The organism is Streptomyces sp. NPDC012474 (genome assembly GCF_042955185.1).
Lineage (GTDB): Bacteria > Actinomycetota > Actinomycetes > Streptomycetales > Streptomycetaceae > Streptomyces > Streptomyces cahuitamycinicus.
This window is the reverse complement of the sequence record NZ_JBIBEP010000011.1, coordinates 26,626-52,487: the sequence shown is the minus strand read 5'-3', so window position 1 is coordinate 52,487 and position 25,862 is coordinate 26,626. Positions and strand designations below refer to the sequence as shown.

Genomic DNA, 25,862 nt, shown 5'->3' with positions numbered 1-25,862 from the left:
GGGCCGGGGGCGGGGCCCCGGCCTGCCCCCGGCGCCGAGTGGTGCCCTATCCCAGCTGGTGCATCCAACCGTGCTTGTCCTCGGCCGTACCCCGCTGAATGTCGAGCAGCGCCTGACGCAGCCGCAGTGTGACCTCGCCCGGCTCTCCCCCGCTCTGCTTCCACTCCACCCCGGCCCGCTTCACCGTACCGACCGGGGTGATCACCGCGGCCGTACCGCACGCGAAGACCTCGGTCAGCGACCCGTTCTCCGAGTCCCGCTGCCACTGGTCGACCGAGACCCGGCCCTCCTCCGCCTCGTACCCGAGGTCACGGGCGACGGCGAGCAGGGAGTCGCGCGTGACGCCCTCCAGGATGGACCCGGTGAGCGACGGCGTCACGATCTTGTCGCCGTACACGAAGTACAGGTTCATGCCGCCCAGCTCCTCGACCCACGTGTGCTCCACGGCGTCGAGGTAGCAGACCTGGTCGCAGCCCTTCGTGGCGGCCTCGGCCTGCGCGAGCAGGGACGCCGCGTAGTTGCCGCCCGTCTTCGCGTCGCCCATGCCGCCGGGGACGGCACGGACCCGGTCCTCGGAGACCCAGATGGACACCGGCTTCACACCACCGGGGAAGTACGCCCCGGCCGGGGACGCGATCACCAGGAACAGGTACTCGTTGGCCGGCTTCACACCCAGCCCGACCTCGGTGGCGATCATGAACGGACGCAGGTAGAGGGACTCCTCACCGCCGTGCGCCGGCACCCATGCCTTGTCCTGCTTCACCAGGGCGTCGCACGCCTCGATGAACGTCTCGACCGGCAGCTCGGGCATCGCGAGCCGGCGGGCGGAGCGCTGGAACCGCTCGGCGTTCTTCTCGGGGCGGAAGGTGGCGACGGAGCCGTCGGGCCGGCGGTAGGCCTTCAGCCCTTCGAAGATCTCCTGGGCGTAGTGCAGGACCGTGGTGGCGGGGTCGAGGGAGATCGGCGCGTACGGCACGAGCTGGCCGTCGTGCCAGCCGCGGCCCTCCGTCCACTTGATCGTCACCATGTGGTCGGTGAAGTGGCGGCCGAACCCGGGGTTGGCCAGGATGCCCTCGCGCTCCGCGGCGGAGAGCGGGTTGGCGGAGGGCTTGAGCTCGATCGTGGGCGTCGTCATGGGTTGATGTCCTTCACCGGTTGTAGTGACGGGCCGCGCTCGGTACTGCTCTGATGGTGACCAGTGCTAGGACGTCCGAGCATTCCCTCGTTCCGCGGCCTCGCGTTCGATTATCGCCCGGGGGCGACGGCGGAAGGAACGGGGTGAATGCGGCCCGGTGGTCGATGGTGACACCCGGCGGGAACATGCGAAAGCCGCCGGGCGCGGTGACGACCCGGCGGCTTGCGGTGTGCAGCGGCGGGTCAGCCGGCTACGCGTACGGCGAGCGCGTCGCCGATCTCGGAGGTGGAGCGGGCGGGCTTGCCGGCGCGCTCCGAGAGGTCGGCGGCGACCGCGTCGTCGATGCGGGCGGCCTCGGCCTCGTAGCCGAGGTGGCGCAGGAGCAGGGCGACGGACAGCACGGTGGCGGTCGGGTCGGCCTTGCCCTGGCCGGCGATGTCCGGGGCCGAGCCGTGCACGGGCTCGAACATCGAGGGGAAGTCGCCGGAGGGGTTGATGTTCCCGCTGGCGGCGACGCCGATGCCGCCGGAGACGGCCGCGGCGAGGTCGGTGACGATGTCGCCGAAGAGGTTGTCCGTGACGATCACGTCGAAGCGCTCGGGCTGCGTGACGAGGTAGATCGTCGCCGCGTCCACGTGCATGTACTCGGTGGTGACCTCGGGGAACTCCTCGGCCACCTTGTTGAAGATGTTCGTCCACAGGTGACCGGCGAAGGTGAGCACGTTGTTCTTGTGGATCAGCGCCAGCTTCTTGCGGGGACGGGCCTGGGCGCGCGCGAAGGCGTCCCGCACCACGCGCTCGACACCGAAGGCCGTGTTCACCGAGACCTCGGTGGCGACCTCGTGCTCGGTGCCCTTGCGGATCGTGCCGCCGTTGCCGGTGTACGGGCCCTCGGTGCCCTCGCGGACCACGACGAAGTCGATCTCCGGCTCGCCCGCGAGCGGGGTGGCGACTCCCGGGAGGAGCTTGGAGGGCCGCAGGTTGACGTGGTGGTCGAAGGCGAAGCGGAGCTTGAGCAGGAAGCCGCGCTCCAGGACGCCGGAGGGCACGGACGGGTCGCCGATCGCGCCGAGCAGGATGGCGTCGTGCCGCTTCAGGGCGTCGAGGTCGGCGTCGGTGAGGGTCTCACCGGTGGCGTGGTAGCGCCGGGCGCCGAAGTCGTACTCCTCGGTCTCCAGCTTCACATCCTGCGGAAGGACGGCGGAGAGGACTTTCAGACCTTCGGCCACGACCTCCTGGCCGATGCCGTCACCGGGGATCACTGCGAGATTGATGCTGCGAGACATGCGGGCACCCTACTCCTCGTCCCATGTGATGACACGGGCTGTCCGTGATGCGGACAGCAGGAGGGCGGGGCCTCGTCCGCCCGGGGACGGCACGCGTCCGTCGGTTCGCGTTCACCCGTACGTCGTGGGGACGTTGGCCCGCGCTGGGAAGTTCACTGGACATGGAGATCCCCCACTTCGGCATCCCGCCCGAGCTCGCCCGCCGGATGAGCATGGCGGAGCAGCACGAGTACCTGCGGACGCGACTGTCGCGGCGGCGCACCCTGGTGACCGCGGGCGCTGTGGCGAGCGGGCTGCTGACCGGCTGCACCGGCTCCGGCACCGGCTCCGGCTCCCGGTCCGGCTCCCGGTCCGGGCAGGGCGGCGCCACGGCGGCCGGGAGCCCGTCGCCGGGCACCTCGAAGGCGCCCGGCTCCCTCATCACACCCTTCGGCCGCCATCTCGCGTTCGGCGCCGACCCCAGGACGCAGATGCGGATCTCCTGGCAGGTGCCGCTCGCGGTGAGGAAGCCCTACGTGCGGGTGGGCCTGCGCCCCGACGACCTCGGCCGCAAGATCGAGGCGGAGCTGCGCGACCTGCACACCCCGGAACTGAAGGGCGTACGGGCGGCGGTCGACCAGTACTACCTGCACGCCGCGCTGGACGGCCTGCGCCCGGGATCGACGTACTACTACGGCGTCGGCCACGAGGACTTCGACCCGGCTTCCCCGCGGCACCGGCGGACCGTCACGTCCTTCCGCACGGCGCCGGCGAGCCCGCCCGAGCGGTTCGTGTTCACGGCGTTCGGCGACCAGGGCGTGGGCGACGAGGCGGCACTCAACGACCGCACGCTCCTGCGCCGGGAGCCCGCCTTCCATCTGCACGCGGGCGACATCTGCTACGCCGATCCGACCGGCAAGGGCAAGGAGTCGGACGTCTTCGACGCGGGCCAGTGGGACCGTTTCCTGAAGCAGACCGAGCCGGTGGCCAGGTCGGTGCCGTGGATGGTGACGACCGGCAACCACGACATGGAGGCCTGGTACTCACCGGACGGCTACGGCGGCCAGCTCGCCCGGTTCTCCCTGCCGGACAGCGGCTTCGACGCCCGTACGGCACCGGGGGTGTACGCCTTCACGTACGGCAACGTGGGCGTGGTCGCGCTGGACGCGAACGACGTGTCGTACGAGATCCCCGCCAACTTCGGTCACACGGAGGGGCGGCAGACGAAGTGGCTGGACGCCAAGCTCGGCGAGCTGAGGTCCGCGAAGGACGTGGACTTCATCGTCGTCTTCTTCCACCACTGCGCGTACTCGACGTCCACGCACGCCTCCGACGGTGGGGTGCGGGCCGAGTGGCTGCCGTTGTTCGCCCGGCACGAGGTGGACCTGGTGATCAACGGGCACAACCACGTCTACGAGCGGACCGACGCCATCCGGGGCGGTGAGGTGGGCAGGCCGGTGCCGGTCGGCGGGACGACGGATCCGCGGCGGGACGGCATCGTGTACGTCACCGCGGGCGGCGGCGGCAAGGAGCTGTACGGCTTCCCCGACGGCGTGAAGGAGAGCTACGAGGGGAACACCGCCGACCACGAGCCGGTCACCACGTTCCGGTGGACCAAGTCCCGGGACACCAAGGCGGAGTCGGCGCAGTGGTCGCGGGTGCGCTACCGCGGCTTCTCGTTCCTCTCGGTGGAGGCGGTCAGCGGCGCCAGGCCGAGACTGAAGGTGTCGGCGCTGGCGTCGAGCGGTGCGCGGATCGACCACTTCGAGGTGCGGCGCGGGGCGTGAGGCCCCGCGCCGCTCCTCGTCGGGCGGCTCCCGGTCCTGTTGCGGTTGCGGCTCAGTGGCCGCTGGATCCGCCGTTGTCCCTGCGGTCGAGGGCGCGCTGGAGCGCGGCGGCGGCGTTCTTGCGGTCGGACTCGGTCGTAGGGGAAACGTGACGGACTCGGCGGCGGACGGTCGTCTCGGCCATGGGAAATCGACTCCTTCGACAGCACGGAGTGCACAGGGAGGGTTACGAGACGCCGGATGGGGCGACGGAGCGGTGCCGCAGGGGTTGCCTGCACGGGGCGCGGCTCACGACCGCCATTCGCTTGGTCGAGCGAGACGTTCGGCTCCTACAAAGCTAAGGGAGCGCGGAGCGTCTGTCTCCACAGTTACTCGGACTTCCTACTATCTGAGACGGTGGACTGGGTCACACTGCCTTGACCTGCGGTGATCTCTAGAGCACGTCGCCGTCGCGCCAGTCGAAGAGCAGCTCCCGCCCGGGGTCGAGGGAGCCGGCCAGGGCGGTACGGACGTAGGTGCTGCCCTCTTCGTCCGGGAGGCGGACGACGCCGTCCCGCGGGCTGAGGGCGTGCACCCGGCCCGGCCACGGCTGCCAGCCGCGGGAGGTGTAGAGCCGGGCCCCGTCGTCGCTCGCGGAGAGGGCGCCGAGATCGTAGGCGCGGTCGACGACGCGTTCCAGTTCCGCCATGACCAGCCCGCCGAGGCCGGTGCGGCGCGCGTCGGCGCGGACGGCGACGTTCTCGACGTACCCGGTGCGCAGCCACCGGCCGCGGTGCCGCACCCGCCGCATCACGACCGCGCCGTGCGCCGCGAGCCCCGAGCCGTCGTGGACGAGTGCGTGCAGGCCGCCGAGGCCGTGGTCCCAGTCGTCGTCGCCGAAGTCGCCGTCGAACGCGGCGTCCAGGAGGCGGCGCACGGCGTCGAGTTCGGTGGCGGTGAGGTCGGCGGTGTGGACGGTGCGCACTCGGGTGGTCATCGGACCAGTCTTCCCCCGGGCATGCCGACGGGCCAGGTCCTTTCGTGACCTGGCCCGTCGGTGCGGCTGGGTGTCAGCCCATGTGCGGGTAGGTGTAGTCGGTCGGCGGGACCAGCGTCTCCTTGATGGCGCGGGTCAGGGTCCAGCGCATCAGGTTCTGCGGGGCGCCGGCCTTGTCGTTGGTACCGGAGGCGCGGCCTCCGCCGAAGGGCTGCTGGCCGACGACGGCACCGGTCGACTTGTCGTTGATGTAGAAGTTGCCGGCGGCGTAGCGCAGCTTGTCCGCCGTGTAGGCCGCCGCCGCGCGGTCGTTCGCGATGACCGAGCCGGTCAGGGCGTAGTCGGAGACGGACTCCATCTGCGTCAGCATCTCGTCGTACTTGTCGTCCTCGTAGACGTGTACGGCGATGATCGGGCCGAAGTACTCGGTGCGGAAGACCTCGTTCTCCGGGTCGGTGCACTCGATGACGGTCGGACGGACGAAGTAGCCCACCGAGTCGTCGTAGGTGCCGCCCGCGACGATCGTGCAGGAGGCGTCCTCCTTGGCGCGGTCGATGGCGGCCTTGTTCTTGGCGAAGGCACGCTCGTCGATGACGGCGCCGATGAAGTTCGACAGGTCCGTGACGTCGCCCATCCTGATGCCGTCGACCTCGGCGGCGAGCTCCTCCTTGAAGCCGGAGTTCCAGATCGAGGCGGGGATGTAAGCCCGGGAGGTGGCGCTGCACTTCTGGCCCTGGAACTCGAAGGCACCCCGGGTGAACGCCGTCTTCAGGATCGCCGGGTCGGCCGACGGGTGGGCGACGAGGAAGTCCTTGCCGCCGGTCTCGCCGACGAGGCGCGGGTAGGTGCGGTACTTCTCGATGTTGGCGCCGACCGTCTTCCACAGGTACTGGAAGGTGGGGGTCGAGCCGGTGAAGTGGATGCCGGCGAGGTCGCGGTGCTCCAGGGCGACCTTCGAGACCTCGATGCCGTCGCCGGTGACGAGGTTGATGACGCCCTTGGGCAGGCCCGCCTCCTCCAGGAGCTGCATGAGCAGCACGGCGGCGTGGGTCTGCGTCGGGGACGGCTTCCAGACGACGACGTTGCCCATCAGGGCCGGGGCCGTCGGCAGGTTGCCCGCGATCGCGGTGAAGTTGAAGGGCGTGACCGCGTAGACGAAGCCCTCCAGCGGGCGGTGGTCCAGACGGTTCCACACACCCGGGGAGTTGGCCGGCGGCTGCTCGGCCAGCAGGTTGCGGGCGTAGGAGACGTTGAACCGCCAGAAGTCGATCAGCTCGCAGGGCGTGTCGATCTCGGCCTGCTGGGCGGTCTTGGACTGGCCGAGCATGGTCGAGGCGGCGAGCGTCTCGCGCCACGGTCCGGACAGCAGCTCGGCGGCGCGCAGGATGATCGCCGCGCGGTCGTCGAAGGACATCGCACGCCAGGCGGGCGCGGCGGCCAGGGCCGCGTCGATGGCGTCCTGGGCGTCCTGCTGCGTGGCGTTGCGGTACGTGCCGAGCACGGCCCGGTGGTTGTGCGGCTGGACGACCTCGAAGGCCTCGCCGCCGCCCATCCGCTTCTCGCCGCCGATGGTGCAGGGCAGGTCGACGGGGTGGTCGGCCAGCTCCTTCAGCCGGGCCTCCAGCCGGGCCCGCTCGGGCGAGCCGGGGGCGTAGCCGTGCACCGGCTCGTTGACGGGGGTGGGGACCTGGGTCACAGCGTCCATGTTGTCCGTAACTCCTTACTGAGCGGTGTGTCGGTCTCAGCCCTTGGCGGGCTCATGGCCCTCGAAGGGCTGTCAGCCCTTGGTGATCATGCTCCGGGCGAAGAAGCGCAGGTTGGCCGGCTTCTCCGCCAGGCGGCGCATGAAGTAGCCGTACCAGTCGGTGCCGTACGCGGTGTACACGCGCATCCGGTGGCCCTCGGAGGCCAGCCGCAGGTGCTCGTCGGTGCGGATGCCGTAGAGCATCTGGAACTCGTACTCGTCGAGCTTGCGCCCGGCCTGGTGGGCGAGTTCCTGGCCGATCGCGATCAGGCGCGGGTCGTGGGACCCGATCATCGGGTACCCCTTGCCCTCCATCAACGTCCGCAGAACCCGCACATATGCCCGGTCGATCTCGTGTTTGTCCTGGTACGCGACCGAGGCGGGCTCCTTGTACGCGCCCTTGACCAGGCGGACCCGGCTGCCGCTCGCGGCGAGGCGGCGGGCGTCGTCCTCGGTGCGGAAGAGGTAGGCCTGGATGACGCAGCCGGTCTGCGGGAAATCCTTCCGCAGTTCCTCGTGGATGGCGAACATCGAGTCGAGGGTGGTGTGGTCCTCGGCGTCGAGCGTGACGGTGGTACCGATCTCGGCGGCGGCCTCGACGACCGGGCGGACGTTCTTCAAGGCCAGCTCGTGGCCGTCCTGGAAGGTGCGGGTGGGCCCGGAGGGCCCTTCGAACAGGGCGGTGGTGGGCGACGGGAGGGCCTGCCCGAACATCGACAGCTTCACCGACATCTCGGCGCGGGGGCCGAGCTCCAGCGGCTTGAGGCGGTCGACGAGCTCCAGGTAGGCGTCCCGGGCGGCGGCGGCCTGCGCGGGGGTGGTGATGTCCTCGCCGACGACGTCCATCGTCAGTTCGAGGCCGTTGTCCGCGAGGCCCCGGACGACGGGGACGATGTCGTCGACGTCCTCGCCCGGGATGAAGCGGTCGACGACCTGCTTGGTCACCGGGGCCGCCGAGACCAGGCGTCGCATCCGGTCGCTGCGTGACGCGGCGAGAATCACGGGACCCAGCACGGGGCACCTCCAGAGCACAAGCAACGTGAGGGCCGGACCCCTCGCGGATGACGCGTCGGGTACGGCACGGAGAACCACCGTGAAACCTAAGGATCCCTCCGATCGTCGGCCATCGACAGCTGTCACGCATTCGTGCCGCAGATCTCAGACAGATGTATGAAGGGGTCCGGGAAGTGCGCGACAATGCCCGGGTGACGTCGGAACACAGGGGCGACTACGAGGAGCTGGTCGACGAGATCTCGGAGCTGCTCGGAGCGCCCGCGACCTTGGAGAACCGGGACTTCGAGCTGATCGCCTTCGGGGCGTACGACAGTGAGGGCGACCTCGATCCGTCGGCCCTGGACCCGGTGCGCACCCGCTCGATCCTCACCCGGCGCTCGACAGCGGCGGTCCGGGCGTGGTTCGAGGGCTTCGGCATCACCCGGGCGACGGGCCCGGTCCGCATCCCCCCGACACCGGAGGCCGGGGTCTACCGGGGCCGGATCTGTCTCCCCGTCCGGCACCGGGGCGTGGTGCACGGCTACGTCTGGATGCTCGACGACGATCCCGGCCCGAGCGAACACCGGCTGTCCGCCGCCATGCGGGTCACGGCCCGGATCGGCGCGCTGCTCGCGGACGAGGCCCAGCACGGTGCCGACCTCAGCCGCGAACTGCGGGCGGTGCTCACCGCCGAGCCCGGCTGGCAGAGCGACATGGCGATCGCGGAGCTCCGTACCGCCCTCGGCCCCCGCGCCGACGGCCCCCACACGGTGGTCTGCGTGGCCCCCTGGCCCTCGGCCGACCCGGACGACGCGCCGTCGGTCCGCACGATGCCGGGCGCGACAGCACTGTGCACGTTGCCGTGGGGGGCCGCCGAGAGTTGCGTGGCGGTTCTGATGCGCCTGCGCTCGACGGACGTGCTGACACCGGCGACCACCGCGGCGGGACGGTTGCTGGAGCGGGGGCGTGCGAGCGGCGGCGGACCGGGGGGACATCCGCCGGCGACGGCCGCGGCCCTGGGCGGCTCGCCCCCAGGCGGCTCACCCCCGGGCGGCTCACCCCCGGGCGGTGCGGCTGCCCGCGGGGCGGTTACCCACGGGGCGGATGCCCGCGCTGCGGGTGGACAACGGGCCGACTCCGGGCCCGGCAGCCACGACGCGAGGAGACAACCCACCGACACCACCCCGGGCGCACCGGCCCCCGGCGTCGCGGGCGGGGCATCCGCCGGCGCGTCACGCAGGGCCGGGGGCCCGGTCGCGCACGGTCCGGCCGGGGGCGCCTCGCGCGGTCCCGCCGCCGGTCTCGCCACCCCCCGCTCCGGTATCGCCGAGCTGGGGCTCGCCTGGCGGGAGGCCTCGGCCGCCGCTCGGGCGGCGCTCGCGGAGCCCCGGCTCGGGCCGATCGCCGAGTGGTCCGCGATCGGGCCGTTCCGGCTGCTCACCGCCCTGCCGCCGGAGGTGGCGTACGACCCCGCCGTACAAGCGCTGCTCTCCCCCGCTCACCTCGAACTCGCCCGCACCGCCGAGGTCTACCTGGACTGCGCCGGCCAGGCCGCCCGGGCCGCCGCCGAGCTGGGCATCCACCGCCAGACCCTGTACTACCGCCTGTCCCGGATCGAGAAGCTGACCGGCCTCGACCTGGACGACGGCGAGGACCGGCTGCTGCTGCACATGGCGCTGAAGGGGGCCCGGCTCGCACACGGCACGGCCACGGGGCCGCCCGGGTGAGAGCCCGGCACCTGGGTGAGAGTCCGGCGCCTCCCGGGCGGACGCCGCCATCGCCGCCCGGGCGCTGCGCGCGCTTCCGTCCGGTTCGCCGACCACGCTCTGTCCGGGGCGGACCGGGCCGGGTGATCGAGACCCCGCTCCTGAAAACGATTGTCATCGTGCTACGGTCGTGGCGCATTCAACCATTGACCGTTGTTTGACCATGCCTTGACCGAGGTGTCCCGTGCGCGTCCCCGCTCGTCTCGTCCCCCTCACCGCCCTGACCGCTGCCTCCGCCCTGCTCACCGGCTGTTTCGCCGGCGGGCAGCCGGCCGCGGACGACTCCGGGGCGGGAGGCAAGCGGATACGCGTCGCCATGATGCTGCCACCGCGCTCGGCCCTTTCCCCGCTGTCGGACGACGCCTTCAAACTGTCGCGCTGGTCGACGGCGGAGACGCTGGTCAAGCTGGACGCCGACGGGGACGCCGAGCCCGCGCTCGCCACCGAGTGGACCCAGTCCGGCCCGACCTGGACCTTCACCCTGCGCGAGAAGGTCACCTTCCACGACGGCACCGAGCTCACCGCCGAAGCCGTGGTCGACTCCCTCAACAAGGCCGCCGCGGCCTCCCCCAAGCCGCGCATCCTCGACGGCGTGGACCTGACCGCGAAGGCCGACGGCGACAAGGTCACCGTCACCACCGCCACCGAGGACCCCTTGGTCCCGCAGCGGCTCAGTTCCCCGCAGCTGTCGATCCTGGCCGCCAAGGCCTACCGGGGGAAGACCGTCGACCCCGTCGGCGCGGGCACCGGGCCCTTCGAGCTGACGAAGGTCAACGGCACCTCCTCGGCCGAGCTGGACCGCTACGACCGCTACTGGGGGAAGAAGGCCAAGGCCCCCGGGATCGACGTGCGGTTCGTGCCCGACGGCACCGCCCGCGCGGCCTCCCTGCGCAGTGGCGAGGCCGACATCGTCGAGGCGGTCCCGGTCTCACAGGCGGCGGTGTTGGACCAGGACCTGATCACCGAGGTGCCCATGCCGCGCACCAACACCCTGTACCTCAACACCGAGAAGGGCGTGTTCAAGGACGCCGGGCTGCGGGCGGCGGCCCGTGAGGCGATCGACGCCGAGTCGATCGTGAAGGGCGTGTACGAGGGGCGCGCCGACGTCGCCGAGGGTCTGCTCGGCCCCGCCCTGCCGTGGGCGGCGGAGCTGCGCAAGCCGGTGAAGCGGGCCGCGGCGGGCGACCCGGCCGGCCGGACGATCACCCTCGGCACCTTCACCGACCGCGCCGAGCTGCCCGAGGTCGCCGCGGCGCTGCAGCAGCAGCTGGAGAAGGCCGGGTTCAAGGTGAAGCTCGACGTGCGCGAGTACGCCAACATCGAGTCCGACGCGCTGGCGGGCGAGTTCGACGCGTTCATCCTCTCCCGCGCCACCGTCCTCGACTCCGGCGACCCGGCCGCCTACCTCTACAGCGACTTCGCCTCCGACGGCTCCTTCAACATCGCCCAGCTCGCCGACCCGGCCGTCGACAAGGCCTTGGAGAAGGCGGGCGAGACCAGGACCGGTGACCCGCGCCGGGCCGCGGTGATCGCCGCCGAGGCCGCCGTGCTCGGCACCGACGCGGCCGTGCCGATGCTGCACGAGCGGGTGATCCAGGGCGATGCCGCGGGCGTCACCGGCGCCGCCCACGACCCGCGTGAGCGGGAGCTGGTCACGGCCGACACCTACGTCAAGTGAGACTCCGCACAAGGCGGTTGGCGGACGCCGCCACGCTCACCCGTCTGCTCTGCCTCATCGCCGTCCTGGCCGCCGTCGGCCTGCTGCCCTGGCTCTCCGGCCGGGACCCGGCACTGGCCGTGCTGCGGGCCCGCTCCGCCGAGCAGGACCCGACCGAGGAAGCCCTGGACTCCGTACGCCGGGACCTCGGTCTGGACGCCGGGCCCCTGTCCCTGCTCGGCCACTGGGCCTCGGACCTGCTGCACGGCGACCTCGGCACCTCCTGGGTGTCGGGTACCGAGGTCCTGCCCTCCGTGGTCTCCGGGCTCCAGGTGTCACTGGCGCTGATGGGCGCCTCGCTCGGCCTGGCACTGCTGCTCGCGTGCGCCCTGGTCGCGCCGGTGCTGGTGCGGGGCCGGGCCTCGGCCGGGGCGTGGGCCGCGATGCTGGTCGCCATCCCCGAGTTTCTGCTGGCCACGGTCGTGCTTCTGCTCTTCGGGGTCTGGCTGGGGTGGCTGCCGACGTCGGGCTGGATGGGGCCGGAGAACATGGTCCTGCCCGCCGTGGCCCTCGGCGTCCCCGGCGGCGGGCTGCTCGGCAGGCTGGTCGCGGACGCGCTGCCCGCCGTGCTCGACGAGCGGTGGGTCGAGCTGTGGCGGGCCGCCGGGGTGAGCCGGGCGCGGATCGCGGGGGCGGCGCTGCGGCGCGTCCTGCCGCCGCTGGTCCCGCAGTTGGGGATGGTCGCCGTGGGGCTCACCGGGGGCGCGGTCGCCGTGGAGACGGTCTTCGCGGTGCCGGGCATCGGCCGTACCGCGCTCGGCGCGGCCAAGTCGCAGGACCTGCCGCTGCTCCAGGGCGCGGTGCTCGCCCTGCTGGCGCTCGGGCTGGTCACGGGCGCGCTGGCGGCGCTCGCCCGGCGGCGGCTGCTCGGCCCGGCCCTGCGGGACGCCTCGCTGGCACTGCCCCCGGCACGGCCGGTACGGGCGCATCCCGCGGTCCCGGCGACGCTGTTCGCCGTCCTCGCCGTGACCATCGGCTGGGGTTTGCTGCGCGACCCGTACGCGGTGAACACCACGGCCAGGCTGGCCGCGCCCTCGTGGGCGCACCCGCTCGGCACCGACGGCCTCGGCCGTGACGTGCTCGCACGGCTGGGCCACGGCGCCGCCTCCACGGTCGGCACGGCGGCGGCCGTCTGCCTGCTGAGCCTGCTGGTCTCGCTGGCGCTGGGGTTCCTGCCGCGGATCGCGGAGGGCGCGGCGGACATCGCCAACGCCCTGCCCCCGGTGATCGCCGGCATCCTCGTCGCGGCGGCCGTCGGGCCCGGCACCGGCGGTGCGGCTCTCGCGGTCGCGCTGATCTCCTGGCCGGCCCTGTCGTCGCACGCGGCGGCTCTGGTGCAGGAGGTGCGCGCGTCGGCGTTCCTCACCGCCCAACGGGCGATCGGGGCGAGCCCGTTGTGGATCCTCACCCGGCACGTCCTGCCGTCCGTGGCCGCCCCGGTCGCCCGGCACGCCCTGCTGCGGCTGCCGGGCATCGCCCTGGCCCTGGCCTCACTGGGCTTCCTGGGACTGGGCGCCCAGCCGCCGGCCCCCGAGTGGGGGCTGCTGCTCGACGAGTCCCGCGCCTATGTGGAACGCGCCCCGTGGGCGGCCCTCGCCCCGGCGGTGGCGCTGGCCCTGCTGGCCGGTCTCGCGGTGTCGGGGGCCGCGCTCGCGCGAGGCGGAGGCCGCAGGACACGACGTGTCACCCCGGCCCCGGTCACGAAGGAGGCCCCCGTTGGAGTCTGAGCCACTGCTGTCGGTGCGCGAGCTGCGGATCGCCTTCGACGGGGTCGAGGCCGTGCGCGGCCTGTCCTTCGACGTTCGGCCGCGCGAAGTGCTGGCGATCGTCGGGGAGTCGGGAGCGGGCAAGTCCCTCACGGCCCGCGCCCTCCTCGGCATGCTGCCGCGCGGCGCGACCACGAGCGGGACGATCCACCCGGATCTCTCGGCCCACCGCGGCCGCCGCATCTCCCTGGTCCCGCAGGACGCTCTGTCGGCGCTGTCCCCCGTGCACCCGGTGGGCGACCAACTGGCCGCCGCCGTACGGTCGGTGGCCGGGGTGTCCCGCAAGGAGGCGCGGGCCCGGGCGGTCGCGGCCCTGGACCGGGTCGGCATCCCCGACGCGGCCCGCAGGGCACGGGCGTACCCGCACGAGTACTCCGGCGGCATGCGGCAGCGCGCGGTGATCGCCATGGCGACGATCAACGAACCGGACGTGGTCGTCGCCGACGAGCCCACCACGGCTCTCGACGAGGAGCGGCGCGACCAGGTGCTGCGGCTGCTGGCGGAGCAGCGGGAGGCCGTCGGGGCCGCGCTGGTCCTGGTGACGCACGACATGGACGTCGTCGGCGGCCACGCGGACCGGGTGCTGGTCCTGTACGCCGGGCGACTCACCGAACTCGGCGCGGCGGACGAGGTACTGACCCGCCCCCGGGCCCCCTACACGGCCGGTCTGCTGGCGTCGCTCCCCCGGAACGCGCTGCCCGGCCGGCGTCTCCCCGCCCTGCGGGGAACTCCGCCCGTCCCGGGCGCGCTCCCGCCGGGCTGCGCCTTCGCCCCGCGCTGCCCGCTCGCGGCGGACCCCTGCCGCACGGCGGAACCGGAGCCCCGGCAGCTGGACGGACGCCTGCTGGCCTGCCATCGCGCCGAGGAACTCCCGCACCCCGCCCACGCGTTGTTCCTGAAGGAGCGCCGGACCGCATGAGTGACGACCTTCTGCTGCACGTCCGGGACCTGGTCGTCCGCTACGGCCCGGTCACCGCCGTGGACGGCGTCTCCTTCTCCCTGGCCGCCGGCGAAACCCTGGCCCTGAGCGGCCCGTCCGGCTGCGGCAAGTCCTCCACGGCCCTGGCGGTGCTCCAGCTGCGCCGCCCGGACGCGGGACGGGTGCGTTTCGAGGGGCGGGAGTTGACGAACCTTCCAGAACGCGAGCTGCGTCCGCTGCGCCCCCGCCTGCAACCGGTCTTCCAGGACCCCTACGGCACCCTCAGCCCCCGTCACCGCATCCGTGACGCCATCGCCGAACCGCTGAAGGTCCAGGGCCGCTGGCATCCCGCCGACGGCCCGTCCCGGGTCGCCGAACTCCTCGACCGGGTCGGACTCGACCCCGCGTACGGCGACCGCCGGCCACACGAACTCTCCGGCGGCCAGTGCCAGCGGGCCGGCATCGCCCGCGCGCTGGCCTCCGCCCCGCGCCTGCTGGTCCTGGACGAGCCCGTGTCGTCACTCGACCCGTCGGTGCGGGCGGGCGTGCTGAACCTGCTCGCCGACCTCCAGGACGACCTGGGCCTCGGCTACCTGTTCATCTGCCACGACCGGGCGGTCGTACGGCACTTCGCGGACCGGGTCGTCGAGATGCGCGAGGGGCGCGTCACGTCCGGGTAGCGCCCTCGATCGCCTGGCGGAGCCCCTCCGCGAGCTGGCCGGCCTCGGGTGCGCTCTCGGGGTCGAAGGTCCACTGCGCCATGAGGCCCATCATGAGGGTGAGGTAGAAGTACCCGAGGGTGTCCACCCGCTCCTCGGGGATGTCCTCCTCGCGTCCTCCGTGGAAGAGCGTGACGATCCCGCGCGCCCCTTCGCGCTGCGCCCGCGCGAGATGTTCCCGCACCTCCGGCAGTTGGTCCCCCATGGCCACGATCTCCATGCTGAGCCGCCAGAGCGAGCCGGGCTCCCGCATGGTCGAGATGATGTTCGCCCACACCTCGGTGAACCGCTCCAACGACCCCGGCTCGCCCCGTAGTTCGCCGCCCCCCTCGAAGGCGTCGGACATGCCTTCCACCATCTCGACGTACGCCCGCGCCAGCAGTGCGTCCTTCGAGCCGTAGTGGTAGCCGATCGACGCCAGGTTGGTCCCCGACTCCTTGACGATGTCGCGCGCCGTCGTGCGCAGGAAGCCCTTCGCCAGCAGGCAGCGCTTGGCGCCCTCCAGCAGATCCTCACGGTGTCCCATGGCCGCCACCCTATCGCGGAGTCCAGACGGGCGTCTTAAACGACCGTACTAGACAACCGTTTAAGACGCTCGTACAGTCTGCCCATGACGACGACACCCCACCCCCCGGCCCGCGCCGGCCGTCGCGAGTGGACCGCTCTCGGCGTGCTGATGCTGCCGCTGCTGCTGGTCTCGATGGACGTCTCGGTCCTCTACTTCGCGATCCCCGCGATCAGCGCCGACCTGGAACCCAGCGCCACCGAGCAGCTGTGGATCTTCGACATCTACGGCTTCGTGCTGGCTGGCCTGCTGATGACGATGGGCTCGCTCGGCGACCGCATCGGCCGCCGCAGGCTCCTGCTGATCGGTGCCGCCGCCTTCGGTGCGGCGTCCCTGCTGGCGGCCTACGCGAACAGCGCCGAGACCCTGATCGCGGGCCGCGCCCTGCTCGGCATCGGCGGCGCGACACTGATGCCGAGCACGATGGCGCTGGTCCGCACGATGTTCACCGACCCCGGGCAGCGCGCGAAGGCCATCGGCCTGTGGTCGGGCGTGATGACAGCGGGCATCGCCCTCGGCTCGGTGCTGAGCGGCGTCCTCGTCGAGCACTTCTGGTGGGGCTCGGTCTTCCTGGTCAACCTGCCCGCGATGGTGATGCTCCTGGTCCTCGGCCCGCTCCTGCTGCCGGAGTCCAGGAATCCGCACCCCGGCCGCTTCGACTGGCCGAGCGTCCCGCTGTCCATGGCCGCGGTGCTCCCCGTGATCTACGGCCTGAAGGAGCTCGCGTCGGAGGGCTGGAACGTCCGGTACGCGCTGTCGGTGTCGGCCGGACTGCTCTTCGCCGCGCTGTTCGTGCACCGCCAGCGCACGGCGGTGTCCCCGCTCATCTCCCCGGAGCTGTTCCGGCGCCCCGGCTTCAGCCCGGCCATGGCCCTCAACCTGATGGCGGCCTTCGGCATGATGGGCTCGGCGTACTTCACGACCCAGTACATCCAGTCGGTCCTGGACAAGAGCCCGCTGGAGGCGGCGCTGTGGAGCCTGCTGCCGTCGGTGCCCATCGGCCTCGCGGCCCCGGTCGCGGCCCAGCTGGTGCAGCGGGGCGTGCCACGGGGGCACGTCGTCGGCGGCGGCTTCGCGGTCACCGCGTGCGGCTATGTGCTGCTGGCCCTGACCGGGACGGACTCCCTCTGGCTGCTGCTGGCCGCCTGCGCCGTCCTGGCCTGCGGCGTCGTCACCGTCATGTCCCTGGTGGTCGACCTGGCCATGAGCGCCGCTCCGGTGGAGAAGGCGGGCGCCGCCTCGTCCCTGATGGAGACCGGCACGGAGTTCGGCGGCGCGCTCAGCATGGCGTTCCTCGGCTCCATCGGCACGGCCGTCTACCGCCACGAGATCCCCGCCTCGGCACCCGCCGCGGCCCAGGAGACCCTGGGCGGCGCCCTGGCGGTGGCCGGCCGGCTGCCGGGGCCCGTGGGAGACGCCCTGGCGACGGCGGCACGTGAGGCCTTCACGAGCGGCATGCACGCGGCCGCGGTCACCGGGGCGGTGCTGATGGCCGTGGCGGCGGCAGCGGCGACGGTGGCCCTTCGGCGGGTCCGTGCACCGAAAGACGCCGGACGAGCCGATCAACTCAGCTCGTCCGGCGTCTGAGGACGATCCGGTCCGGCCAACGGGGCCCGTGGACCGCAAAACGCCGGACGAGCCGATCAACTCAGCTCGTCCGGCGTCTGAAAACGATCCCGTCCAGGTGAACGGGGTCCGAGGGCGGAGCCCCCCGGGAAGGTCAGGCCAGGTTCACCGACCGGGCCGATGTCGCCCCGATCTCCGCCGCCACCTCGGCCAGCACACCGACGGTCACCGTGTCGTCCACGGTCAGCACCGCCAGCGCCTCGCCACCGGCCGCCGCCCGCGACACCTGCATACCGGCGATGTTGAGACCCGCCTCACCGAGGATGCGGCCCACCGTGCCGACGACACCGGGCCGGTCCTCGTACTTCAGCACGATCATGTGGTCGGCGAGCGCGAGGTCGACGTCGAACTCTCCGACGGCGACGAGCTTCTGCAGGTGCTTGGGGCCGGCCAGCGTGCCGGACACCGACACCTCCTCGCCGTCGGCGAGGGTGCCGCGCACCGTGACGACGTTGCGGTGCTCGGTCGCCTCCGAGCTGGTGGTCAGCCGCACCTCGACTCCGCGCTCCTGCGCGAACAGCGGGGCGTTGACGTACGACACCGTCTCGTCGACGACGTCCTCGAAGACACCCTTGAGCGCGGACAGCTCCAGCACCTTCACGTCGTGCTGGGTGATCTCGCCGTACACCTCGACGTCGAGGCGGACCGCGACCTCACCGGCGAGCGCGGTGAAGATCCGGCCGAGGCGCTCGGCGAGCGGCAGACCCGGCTTGACGTCCTCGGCGATGACGCCGCCCTGCACGTTCACCGCGTCCGGCACGAGCTCACCGGCGAGGGCGAGGCGCACCGAGCGGGCCACGGCGATACCGGCCTTCTCCTGCGCCTCGTCGGTGGAGGCACCGAGGTGCGGGGTGGCGACGACCTGGTCGAACTCGAAGAGCGGGGAGTCCGTGCAGGGCTCCTTCGCGTACACGTCGAGACCGGCACCGGCGACCCGGCCCTCCTTGAGGGCGGAGTACAGCGCCTCCTCGTCGACGATCCCGCCGCGCGCGGCGTTGACGATGCGCACGCTCGGCTTGACCTTGCGCAGCGCCTCGTCACCGATCAGACCGAGGGTCTCGGGGGTCTTGGGAAGGTGGACGGTGATGAAGTCGGAGACCTCCAGCAGCTCGTCCAGCGACAGCACCTTGACGCCCATCTGGGCGGCGCGCGCGGGCTGCACATAGGGGTCGTAGGCGACGACCTTCATGCCGAAGGCCGACATGCGCTGCGCGACGAGCGCGCCGATGCGGCCGAGGCCGACGACACCGAGGGTCTTCTCGGCCAGCTCGACGCCGGTGTACTTGCTGCGCTTCCACTCGCCGTTCTTCAGCGCGGCGTTGGCCTGCGGGATGTTGCGGGCCGTGGCGACGAGCAGACCGCAGGCCAGCTCGGCGGCGGTCACGATGTTGGAGGTCGGGGCGTTGACGACCATCACGCCGGCCTTGGTGGCGGCGGAGACGTCCACGTTGTCCAGGCCGACGCCGGCTCGTGCGACGACCTTCAGCTTGTTCGCGGCGGCGATCGCCTCGGCGTCGACCTTGGTGGCCGAACGGACCAGGATCGCGTCCACACCGGCGATGGCCGGGAGCAGCTCGGCCCGGTCCGCGCCGTTGCAGTGGCGGATCTCGAAGTCCGGGCCCAGGGCGTCGACGGTGGCGGGCGACAGCTCTTCAGCGATGAGTACGACGGGTTTCGAGCTCACGTGAGTCCTCACAAGTCCAATGCTGCGGACGGCCGTCCCGACGGCCGCAGGCGGTGGAGGGGTGCTTGCCGCGTTGGAGACGCACGACGCTGTGGGCCTGACGCGTATGTGTGCAGCAGTCTAGTGGCGCCGGGGGCATCGTCCTGTGCCGCTGCGGAAGGATCACCCGTCCGTGGCCGGACGGGATGGACAACGCCGTACCACCGACGTTACCCGGGGTTCGCCGAAGGGGCCGGAGCTGAACGCTCCGGCCCCTCGGGCAGGCGGCTTACGCCTCCTCGTCGACCCAGCTCATGAGCTTGCGCAGCTCCTTGCCGGTGGTCTCCAGCAGGTGCTCGGAGTCCTGCGTCTTGTACTCGTTGTACTTCTTCAGGCCGCCGTGGTACTCGTCCATCCACTGCTGCGCGAAGGTGCCGTCCTGGATCTCGGCGAGGACCTTCTTCATCTCGGCCTTGGTGGCGTCCGTGATGATCCGCGGGCCGGTGACGTAGTCGCCCCACTCGGCGGTCTCGGAGATCGACCAGCGCATCTTCTCCAGGCCGCCCTCGTACATGAGGTCCACGATCAGCTTCAGCTCGTGCAGGCACTCGAAGTAGGCGATCTCCGGCTGGTAGCCGGCCTCGGTCAGCGTCTCGAAGCCCGCCTTCACCAGAGCGGCCGTACCACCGCAGAGAACGACCTGCTCACCGAACAGGTCGGTCTCGGTCTCCTCGGTGAAGGTCGTCTTGATGACGCCGGCACGGGTGCCGCCGATGCCCTTCGCGTACGACAGGGCCAGCGCGAAGGCGTTGCCCGTGGCGTCCTGCTCGACGGCGGCGATGCACGGAACGCCGCGGCCCTCCTCGTACTGGCGGCGCACCAGGTGGCCCGGGCCCTTCGGGGCGACCATGCAGACGTCCACGCCGGCCGGGGGCTTGATGAAGCCGTAGCGGATGTTCAGGCCGTGGCCGAAGAACAGGGCGTCGCCGTCGTTCAGGTTCGCGGCGATGTGCTCCTCGTAGACCTGGGCCTGGATGGGGTCCGGGACGAGGATCATGATGACGTCGGCCTCGGCGGCGGCCTCCGACGGGCTCACCACGCGCAGGCCCTGCTCCTCGGCCTTGGCCTTGGACTTGGAGCCCTCGTGCAGACCGACGCGGACGTCGACACCCGAGTCACGGAGCGACAGCGCGTGGGCGTGGCCCTGACTGCCGTACCCGATGACCGCGACCTTGCGGCCCTGGATGATGGACAGGTCGGCGTCGGCGTCGTAGAACAGCTCGGCCACTTTGGGTTCTCTCCTCGGGAGTGCAGGTGTTGCGTCCCACCGTATGACGGGGGGCGGAAGGGAAGCTCGATGGTCTCGGAATACGGGCGGCCGACGGCGCGCCGACCGCCCGTTTCGGGTCTTACGCCGACCGGTCCAGGGCGCGCAGCGACCGGTCCGTGATGGAACGGGCACCACGGCCGATCGCGATCGTGCCGGACTGGACGAGCTCCTTGATGCCGTACGGCTCCAGCATCTTGAGCATCGCGGTCAGCTTCTCGCCGGATCCGGTGGCCTCGATGGTGACGGCCTCCGGGGAGACGTCGACGGTCTTGGCGCGGAACAGCTGGACGATCTCGACGATCTGGGAGCGCGTCTCGTTGTCGGCGCGCACCTTCACCAGGACGAGTTCGCGCTGCACCGCCGCCGACGGCTCCAGCTCGACGATCTTCAGCACGTTGACGAGCTTGTTGAGCTGCTTGGTGACCTGCTCCAGCGGCAGGTCCTCCACGCCGACGACGATGGTGATGCGGGAGATGTCGGGGTGCTCGGTGACACCGACCGCGAGCGAGTCGATGTTGAAGCCGCGGCGGGAGAACAGGGCGGCGATCCGGGCGAGGATGCCGGGGGTGTTCTCCACCAGGACGGAGAGCGTGTGCTTGGACATGATCTGCTTCCTTCGAGGCTCTCAGTCGTCTTCGTTGTCGCCGAAGTCGGGGCGGACGTCCCGGGCGGCCATGATCTCGTCGTTGGAGGTGCCGGCGGCGACCATCGGCCACACCATCGCGTCCTCGTGGACGATGAAGTCGACGACCACCGGGCGGTCGTTGACGGAGTTCGCCTCTTCGATGACCTTGTCGAGGTCGTCCGGGGACTCACAGCGGATGGCGTAGCAGCCCATGGCCTCCGACAGCTTCACGAAGTCGGGGACGCGGGTGCCGCGGGCCTGCGGGTTGACGTCGTCCGGGCCGGAGTGCAGCACGGTGTTGGAGTACCGCTGGTTGTAGAAGAGGGTCTGCCACTGGCGGACCATCCCGAGGGCGCCGTTGTTGATGACGGCGACCTTGATCGGGATGTTGTTCAGGGCGCAGGTGGCGAGCTCCTGGTTGGTCATCTGGAAGCAGCCGTCGCCGTCGATCGCCCAGACCGCCTTGTCCGGCGCGCCGGCCTTGGCCCCCATGGCGGCCGGGACGGCGTAGCCCATGGTTCCGGCGCCGCCGGAGTTCAGCCAGGTGCCCGGCTTGTCGTACTCGATGTAGTGCGCGGCCCACATCTGGTGCTGGCCGACGCCCGCCGTGAAGATCGTGCCCTCGGGGGCGAGCTGTCCGATGCGCTCGATGACCTGCTGCGGGGAGAGCGAGCCGTCGTCGGGCTGGTCGTAGCCGAGCGGGTACGTGTCGCGCCAGCGGCTCAGGTCCTTCCACCAGGCGCTGTAGTCGCCCCGGTGGCCCTCACTGTGCTCCTTCTGCACGGCCTGGACCAGGTCGGCGATGACCTCGCGGGCGTCACCGACGATCGGCACGTCGGCGGCACGGTTCTTGCCGATCTCGGCCGGGTCGATGTCGGCGTGGACGATCTTGGCGTGCGGGGCGAAGCTGTCCAGCTTGCCGGTGACACGGTCGTCGAAGCGGGCGCCGAGGGCGACGATCAGGTCGGCCTTCTGCAGGGCGGTGACGGCGGCCACCGAGCCGTGCATGCCGGGCATGCCGAGGTGCTGCGGGTGGTTGTCGGGGAACGAGCCGAGCGCCATCAGGGTGGTGGTGACGGGCGCGCCCGTCAGCTCGGCGAGGACCTTCAGCTCGGCGGTGGCCTTGGCCTTGATCACGCCGCCGCCGACGTAGAGCACGGGACGCCTGGCCTGGGTGATCAGCTTGGCGGCCTCGCGGATCTGCTTGGCGTGCGGCTTGGTCACCGGGCGGTAGCCGGGCAGGTCCATGGCCGGCGGCCAGGAGAAGGTGGTCTTCGCCTGGAGGGCGTCCTTGGCGATGTCGACCAGGACCGGGCCGGGACGGCCTGTGGAGGCGATGTGGAAGGCCTGTGCGATGACCCGCGGGATGTCATCGGCCTTGGTGACGAGGAAGTTGTGCTTGGTGATCGGCATGGTGATGCCGACGATGTCCGCCTCCTGGAAGGCGTCCGTGCCGATCGCCTTGGAGGCCACCTGTCCGGTGATCGCGACCATCGGCACCGAGTCCATGTGCGCGTCGGCGATCGGGGTGACCAGGTTGGTCGCGCCGGGGCCCGAGGTCGCCATGCAGACGCCGACCTTGCCGGTGGCCAGCGCATACCCCTCGGCCGCGTGACCGGCGCCCTGCTCGTGGCGCACCAGGACGTGCCGCACGCGGGTGGAGTCCATCAGCGGGTCGTACGCCGGAAGGATGCAACCACCGGGAATGCCGAATACCGTGTCGGCGCCGACCTCCTCGAGAGAGCGGATGAGGGACTGCGCGCCCGTCACCTGCTCGGGGGCGGAGTGGTGTCCTCCGGATCGGGGCCGGGGCTGCGGGTGGTGGGCCCCGGTGGCCTGCTCGGTCATCGGCATTCTCTTCTCAGATGCTGAGGGTTTTTGCGTGGTTTGTGCGGTCTTCGGCTGTCGCACGAGAGGTGCCTGTGCAACAAAAAACCCCTCGTGCCATAAGGCAAGCGAGGGGAGCGCGCCGGGTGGGGTCGCTGAGCGGTCGAGGCTCAGCGTCAGCCGACGCGCTTTCCAAGTACGAGAATTCGGGTGCGCATGGCACTGACCCTCCCCCCGGCGCGCACTCACTGTCAAGTGGGTGGGACGGGAGTCTCATTATGTGAGCGGAGGGCCGTACCGCCTCCTATGACGGCGGAGACGCCCGAGCTGTACACCCGCGGCACGCCGCCCGCGAACGCCCGTTCGGCCGGTTCGTTCGGCACCGGGTAGCGGCCGCCGGCGAGCGCCCGGCGCAGCCGGTGCTCGTCGAGCGGCCCGGAGAACGCCATGCCCTGCCCGTGCGTGCAGCCCATCGCGCGCAGGGCGGTGACCTGCTCGGGCAGATCCACCCCTTCGGCCACGGACTTCAGCCCGAGGTCGCCCGCGATGCGCAGCAGCCCGCCGGTGATCTTGTGCAGGCGCGCCGACTCGACGACGCCCTCGACCAGACCGCGGTCCAGCTTCAGGACGTCGACGGGGAGCCGCCTGAGGGCCGTGATCGCCGCGTAGCCGCTGCCGAACCCGTCGAGCGCGATCCGTACACCGACCCGCCGCAGGGCGCTCAGGCGCCGCTCCAGCTCGTCCAGCGAGATCCTCGGGTCGGCATCGGACAGCTCGATGATCAGCGAACCGGACGGCAGCCCGTGCCGCGTGAGCAGCGCCTCGATCGAGCCGAGCGGCATCGACCGGTCCAGCAGCCGACGGGCGCTCATCCGCACCACGACCGGCACGGACAGCCCGCTCGCGTGCCGCTCGGCGGCCTGCTCGACGGCCTCCTCGATCAGCCACCGGCCCAGCTCGGCGGTCTTGTCGCTGTCCTCGGCCACGCGCAGGAACTCCGCCGGGGTGAAGAGCACCCCTTGCGAGGATCGCCAGCGTGCCTGCGCGGACACCGCCGTGATCCGGCCGTCCTCCAGGGACACCACCGGCTGGTGCAGCAGGGCGAACTCCCCGTCGTGCAGAGCCGACCGCAGGCGGGTGGCGAGCTCGGCCTTGCGGGCGACGTCCTGCTGCATCTGCGGCTTGTACAGCTCGACGCGGCCCTTGCCGCCGGCCTTGGCCCGGTACATGGCCAGGTCGGCGTTGCGCAGCAGTTCGCCCGCCCCGAGGCCGGCCTCGGCGAAGGCCACGCCGATGGAGGCGTTGACACGGACATCGTTGCCGTCGATGAGGTAGGGCTGGGACAACGTCGCCCTGAGGCGGTCGGCGAGCTCCAGGATGTGCCGCTCCCGGGCGTCCCGGTCGCGGGTGTTGTCCCCGGCGATCAGGGCCGCGAACTCGTCTCCGCCGAGCCGGGACGCGGTGTCGCCGTGCCGGACGGAGTCCTGGAGCCTGCGGGCGGCCTGGACTAGCAGCTCGTCCCCGGCCTGGTGCCCGATCGTGTCGTTGACGGCCTTGAAGCCGTCGAGATCGATGAACAGCACGGCCGTGTTCCGCAGGGCCACGCCCCGGTCGGAGGCGCGGCGGCCCGAGAGGGCGTGCTGCACGCGCTTGGTGAACAGGGCACGGTTGGGCAGGTCGGTGAGCGGGTCGTGCTCGGCGTTGTGCTGCAACTGCGCCTGGAGCCGCACCCTTTCGGTCACGTCGCGGCTGTTGAAGATGAGGCCGCCGTGATGACGGTTGACGGTCGACTCGACGTTCAGCCAGCCTGCCCCGCCGCCCGAGCGGAAGCGGCATTCGATGCGCGTGGTGGGTTCCTCGACCGGGTTGGCGGCGAGGAACCTGCGCACCTCGTGCACGACGCAGCCCAGGTCCTCGGGGTGGATGAGGTGGGCCAGCTCCGTACCCACCAGCTCCTCCGCCGGGCGGCCGTACACACCGGCGGCGGCCGGGGAGACGTACCTCAGGACACCGCTGGGAGCGGCGATCATGATGACGTCGCTGGAGCCCTGCACCAGGGAGCGGAAGTGGTTCTCCTTCTGCGCCAGTTCCTGGGTGAGGGTGATGTTGTCGAGCAGCATGATGCCCTGGCGCACGACGAGCGCGAGCACCACCGTGCCCCCGGTCAGCAGGACCACGCGGTCGACGCTTCGGCCGTTGAGGACGTTGTAGAGGATCCCCAGGGTGCACACCGCGGCCGCGAGGTACGGCGTGAGTGCGGCCAGGGAGCCGGCGATGGGCCGGGCGGCCGGGTACCGGCTGTGCTCGGCGCCCGGCAGGGGCACGGGGTGGTGGGGGCCACTGCGCTGCCCCGGCACGTGCTCGTGCACCACCCGGGTGTGCCCCGTACCGGTGTGCCGGCCGGTGCCGTGCCGGTCGGTCTCCGCACGGGGCCCGGCCCACGGGGCGTACGCCAGCAGCAGCGAGCCCGCGAACCAGCCCGCGTCGAGCAGGTGGCCGGAGCGGTAGTCGTGGTGCATGAGCGGCGAGGTGAACAGGGCGTCGCACATCACGGTCAGCGCCAGGGCGCCGATGGCGGTGTTGACCGCGGAGCGGTTCACGGCGGACCGCCTGAAGTGCAGGGCGAGCACCATGCTGACCAGCGCGATGTCGAGCAGCGGGTACGCCAGCGACAGCGCGGTGTGCGCCACGCCCGGCCCTTCGGATTTCGCGGCCTGGGCGAGGGCGAGGCTCCAGGCCAGCGTCAGCAGCGAGCCGCCGATCAGCCAGGCGTCCAGCCCGAGGCAGACCCAGCCGGCCTTGGTGACCGGCCGCTTGGCGAGCACGAGCAGCCCGACGATCGCGGGCGGCGCGAAGCAGAGGAAGAACAGGTCGGCGTAGCTGGGACTGGGCACGGGCAGCCCCAGGACCACCTCGTACCACCCCCAGACCAGATTGCCCAGGGCGGCCATGGCCGAGGAGAGGCCGAACAGCAGCCAGGCGGGCCGGAAGCCGGTGCGGCGGCTGCGGGCGTAGAGGAAGCACGAGACGGCGGCGGTGCCGGCCGCGGCGCTGAGCCCGAAGTCACCCATGATCAGAGCCAGCTCGGCCGAACCCCAGCCGAACGCGGAACCCGCGGCGTACGCCGCGCAGGTCAGGGCGAGGACGAGTTGGAGGGCCAGGCCCGGCCGGTGGCCGGTGACCGGCGTGCGAGGCAGCAGCGCGCCCGGGGACGGAGGCTGTGCCCGCAGCGCTCCGTCCAGCGTGGGGGTGGGGGGCGCGCTCACCGGGCCCTCCCGGTCCGCGCCGCTCCCGGGCCCCGTGGGTCCCCGTGGACCGGCTGGTCGTACCTCCTGCGGCTGCCGGGGCTGCGGTGGTGATGGCTGGGTTCACTGTGGTGCCCGCTGCGGCGTTTGCTGTGGCGGGTGTGATGGCCGACGTGATCGGCGTGCCGTCCGCG

The 25,862-nt window shown here is 71.8% G+C and carries 19 protein-coding genes; 7 read left to right on the top strand and 12 right to left on the bottom strand.

Annotation, left to right across the window (positions count from 1 at the left end; translation table 11 throughout):
* Positions 1 to 46: 46 nt before the first annotated feature.
* Positions 47 to 1,135: a branched-chain amino acid aminotransferase gene (locus ACFY9S_RS23645; RefSeq protein WP_391131707.1), complete on the bottom strand. Its 1,089-nt coding sequence runs from the start codon at positions 1,133 to 1,135 to the stop codon at positions 47 to 49.
* 242 nt (positions 1,136 to 1,377) lie between these two features.
* On the bottom strand, positions 1,378 to 2,421 hold the full coding sequence (locus tag ACFY9S_RS23640; RefSeq protein WP_391131705.1) for a 3-isopropylmalate dehydrogenase: 1,044 nt from the start codon (positions 2,419 to 2,421) through the stop codon (positions 1,378 to 1,380).
* Positions 2,422 to 2,582: 161 nt separating this feature from the next.
* On the opposite strand from ACFY9S_RS23640, the gene ACFY9S_RS23635 reads away from it, so the two are divergent.
* Entirely contained in the window at positions 2,583 to 4,187 is a 1,605-nt protein-coding gene (locus tag ACFY9S_RS23635) for a fibronectin type III domain-containing protein (protein ID WP_391131703.1), read from the top strand.
* Positions 4,188 to 4,239: 52 nt separating this feature from the next.
* Here the strand turns inward: ACFY9S_RS23635 and ACFY9S_RS23630 are convergent, their stop codons facing one another.
* The 4 genes from ACFY9S_RS23630 to ACFY9S_RS23615 form a co-directional block, all read right to left on the bottom strand.
* On the bottom strand, positions 4,240 to 4,371 hold the full coding sequence (locus tag ACFY9S_RS23630; protein ID WP_102911248.1) for a hypothetical protein: 132 nt from the start codon (positions 4,369 to 4,371) through the stop codon (positions 4,240 to 4,242).
* Positions 4,372 to 4,620: 249 nt separating this feature from the next.
* A complete protein-coding gene (locus ACFY9S_RS23625; RefSeq protein ID WP_391131701.1) occupies positions 4,621 to 5,163 on the bottom strand; it encodes a GNAT family N-acetyltransferase in 543 nt (180 codons plus the stop codon).
* A 73-nt stretch (positions 5,164 to 5,236) separates the two neighbouring features.
* Positions 5,237 to 6,868, bottom strand: a complete 1,632-nt coding sequence (gene pruA / locus ACFY9S_RS23620; protein WP_391131699.1) for an L-glutamate gamma-semialdehyde dehydrogenase — start codon at positions 6,866 to 6,868, stop codon at positions 5,237 to 5,239.
* 72 nt (positions 6,869 to 6,940) lie between these two features.
* Positions 6,941 to 7,921: a proline dehydrogenase family protein gene (locus ACFY9S_RS23615; protein ID WP_391131697.1), complete on the bottom strand. Its 981-nt coding sequence runs from the start codon at positions 7,919 to 7,921 to the stop codon at positions 6,941 to 6,943.
* Positions 7,922 to 8,073: 152 nt separating this feature from the next.
* Between ACFY9S_RS23615 and ACFY9S_RS23610 the strand changes: the two genes are divergently transcribed.
* The 5 genes from ACFY9S_RS23610 (at position 8,074) to ACFY9S_RS23590 (ending at position 14,748) form a co-directional block, all read left to right on the top strand.
* Entirely contained in the window at positions 8,074 to 9,627 is a 1,554-nt protein-coding gene (locus ACFY9S_RS23610; protein ID WP_391131695.1) for a helix-turn-helix domain-containing protein, read from the top strand.
* Positions 9,628 to 9,850: 223 nt separating this feature from the next.
* Complete coding sequence (locus ACFY9S_RS23605; RefSeq protein ID WP_391131693.1) at positions 9,851 to 11,344, top strand: ABC transporter substrate-binding protein; 1,494 nt, start codon at positions 9,851 to 9,853, stop codon at positions 11,342 to 11,344.
* Entirely contained in the window at positions 11,341 to 13,110 is a 1,770-nt protein-coding gene (locus tag ACFY9S_RS23600) for an ABC transporter permease subunit (protein WP_391131692.1), read from the top strand. Before ACFY9S_RS23605 ends, ACFY9S_RS23600 begins: the two co-directional genes overlap by 4 nt.
* A complete protein-coding gene (locus ACFY9S_RS23595; RefSeq protein ID WP_391131690.1) occupies positions 13,100 to 14,068 on the top strand; it encodes an oligopeptide/dipeptide ABC transporter ATP-binding protein in 969 nt (322 codons plus the stop codon). The genes ACFY9S_RS23600 and ACFY9S_RS23595 overlap by 11 nt, the downstream gene beginning before the upstream one ends.
* Entirely contained in the window at positions 14,065 to 14,748 is a 684-nt protein-coding gene (locus tag ACFY9S_RS23590; RefSeq protein ID WP_391131688.1) for an ATP-binding cassette domain-containing protein, read from the top strand. Before ACFY9S_RS23595 ends, ACFY9S_RS23590 begins: the two co-directional genes overlap by 4 nt.
* On the opposite strand, the gene ACFY9S_RS23585 is transcribed toward ACFY9S_RS23590, so the two are convergent.
* Positions 14,735 to 15,313, bottom strand: a complete 579-nt coding sequence (locus ACFY9S_RS23585; protein WP_391131686.1) for a TetR family transcriptional regulator — start codon at positions 15,311 to 15,313, stop codon at positions 14,735 to 14,737. The two genes, ACFY9S_RS23590 and ACFY9S_RS23585, sit on opposite strands and share 14 nt — an antisense overlap.
* Before the next feature lie 84 nt (positions 15,314 to 15,397).
* Between ACFY9S_RS23585 and ACFY9S_RS23580 the strand changes: the two genes are divergently transcribed.
* A complete protein-coding gene (locus tag ACFY9S_RS23580) occupies positions 15,398 to 16,939 on the top strand; it encodes an MFS transporter (protein WP_391131684.1) in 1,542 nt (513 codons plus the stop codon).
* Between the two features lie 133 nt (positions 16,940 to 17,072).
* On the opposite strand, the gene serA is transcribed toward ACFY9S_RS23580, so the two are convergent.
* From serA to ACFY9S_RS23555, 5 genes are all read right to left on the bottom strand, one after another.
* On the bottom strand, positions 17,073 to 18,662 hold the full coding sequence (gene serA, locus ACFY9S_RS23575; protein WP_391131682.1) for a phosphoglycerate dehydrogenase: 1,590 nt from the start codon (positions 18,660 to 18,662) through the stop codon (positions 17,073 to 17,075).
* A gap of 268 nt (positions 18,663 to 18,930) precedes the next feature.
* A complete protein-coding gene (ilvC, locus tag ACFY9S_RS23570) occupies positions 18,931 to 19,929 on the bottom strand; it encodes a ketol-acid reductoisomerase (RefSeq protein WP_391131680.1) in 999 nt (332 codons plus the stop codon).
* A 121-nt stretch (positions 19,930 to 20,050) separates the two neighbouring features.
* The gene (gene ilvN / locus ACFY9S_RS23565) at positions 20,051 to 20,575 is read right to left on the bottom strand and encodes an acetolactate synthase small subunit (RefSeq protein ID WP_102907992.1); all 525 of its coding nucleotides are present in this window, start codon (positions 20,573 to 20,575) and stop codon (positions 20,051 to 20,053) included.
* 21 nt (positions 20,576 to 20,596) lie between these two features.
* Positions 20,597 to 22,444: an acetolactate synthase large subunit gene (locus ACFY9S_RS23560; RefSeq protein ID WP_391131675.1), complete on the bottom strand. Its 1,848-nt coding sequence runs from the start codon at positions 22,442 to 22,444 to the stop codon at positions 20,597 to 20,599.
* A gap of 230 nt (positions 22,445 to 22,674) precedes the next feature.
* Positions 22,675 to 25,689, bottom strand: coding sequence for an EAL domain-containing protein (locus ACFY9S_RS23555; protein WP_391131673.1), 3,015 nt, complete (start codon positions 25,687 to 25,689; stop codon positions 22,675 to 22,677).
* Positions 25,690 to 25,862: the final 173 nt, after the last annotated feature.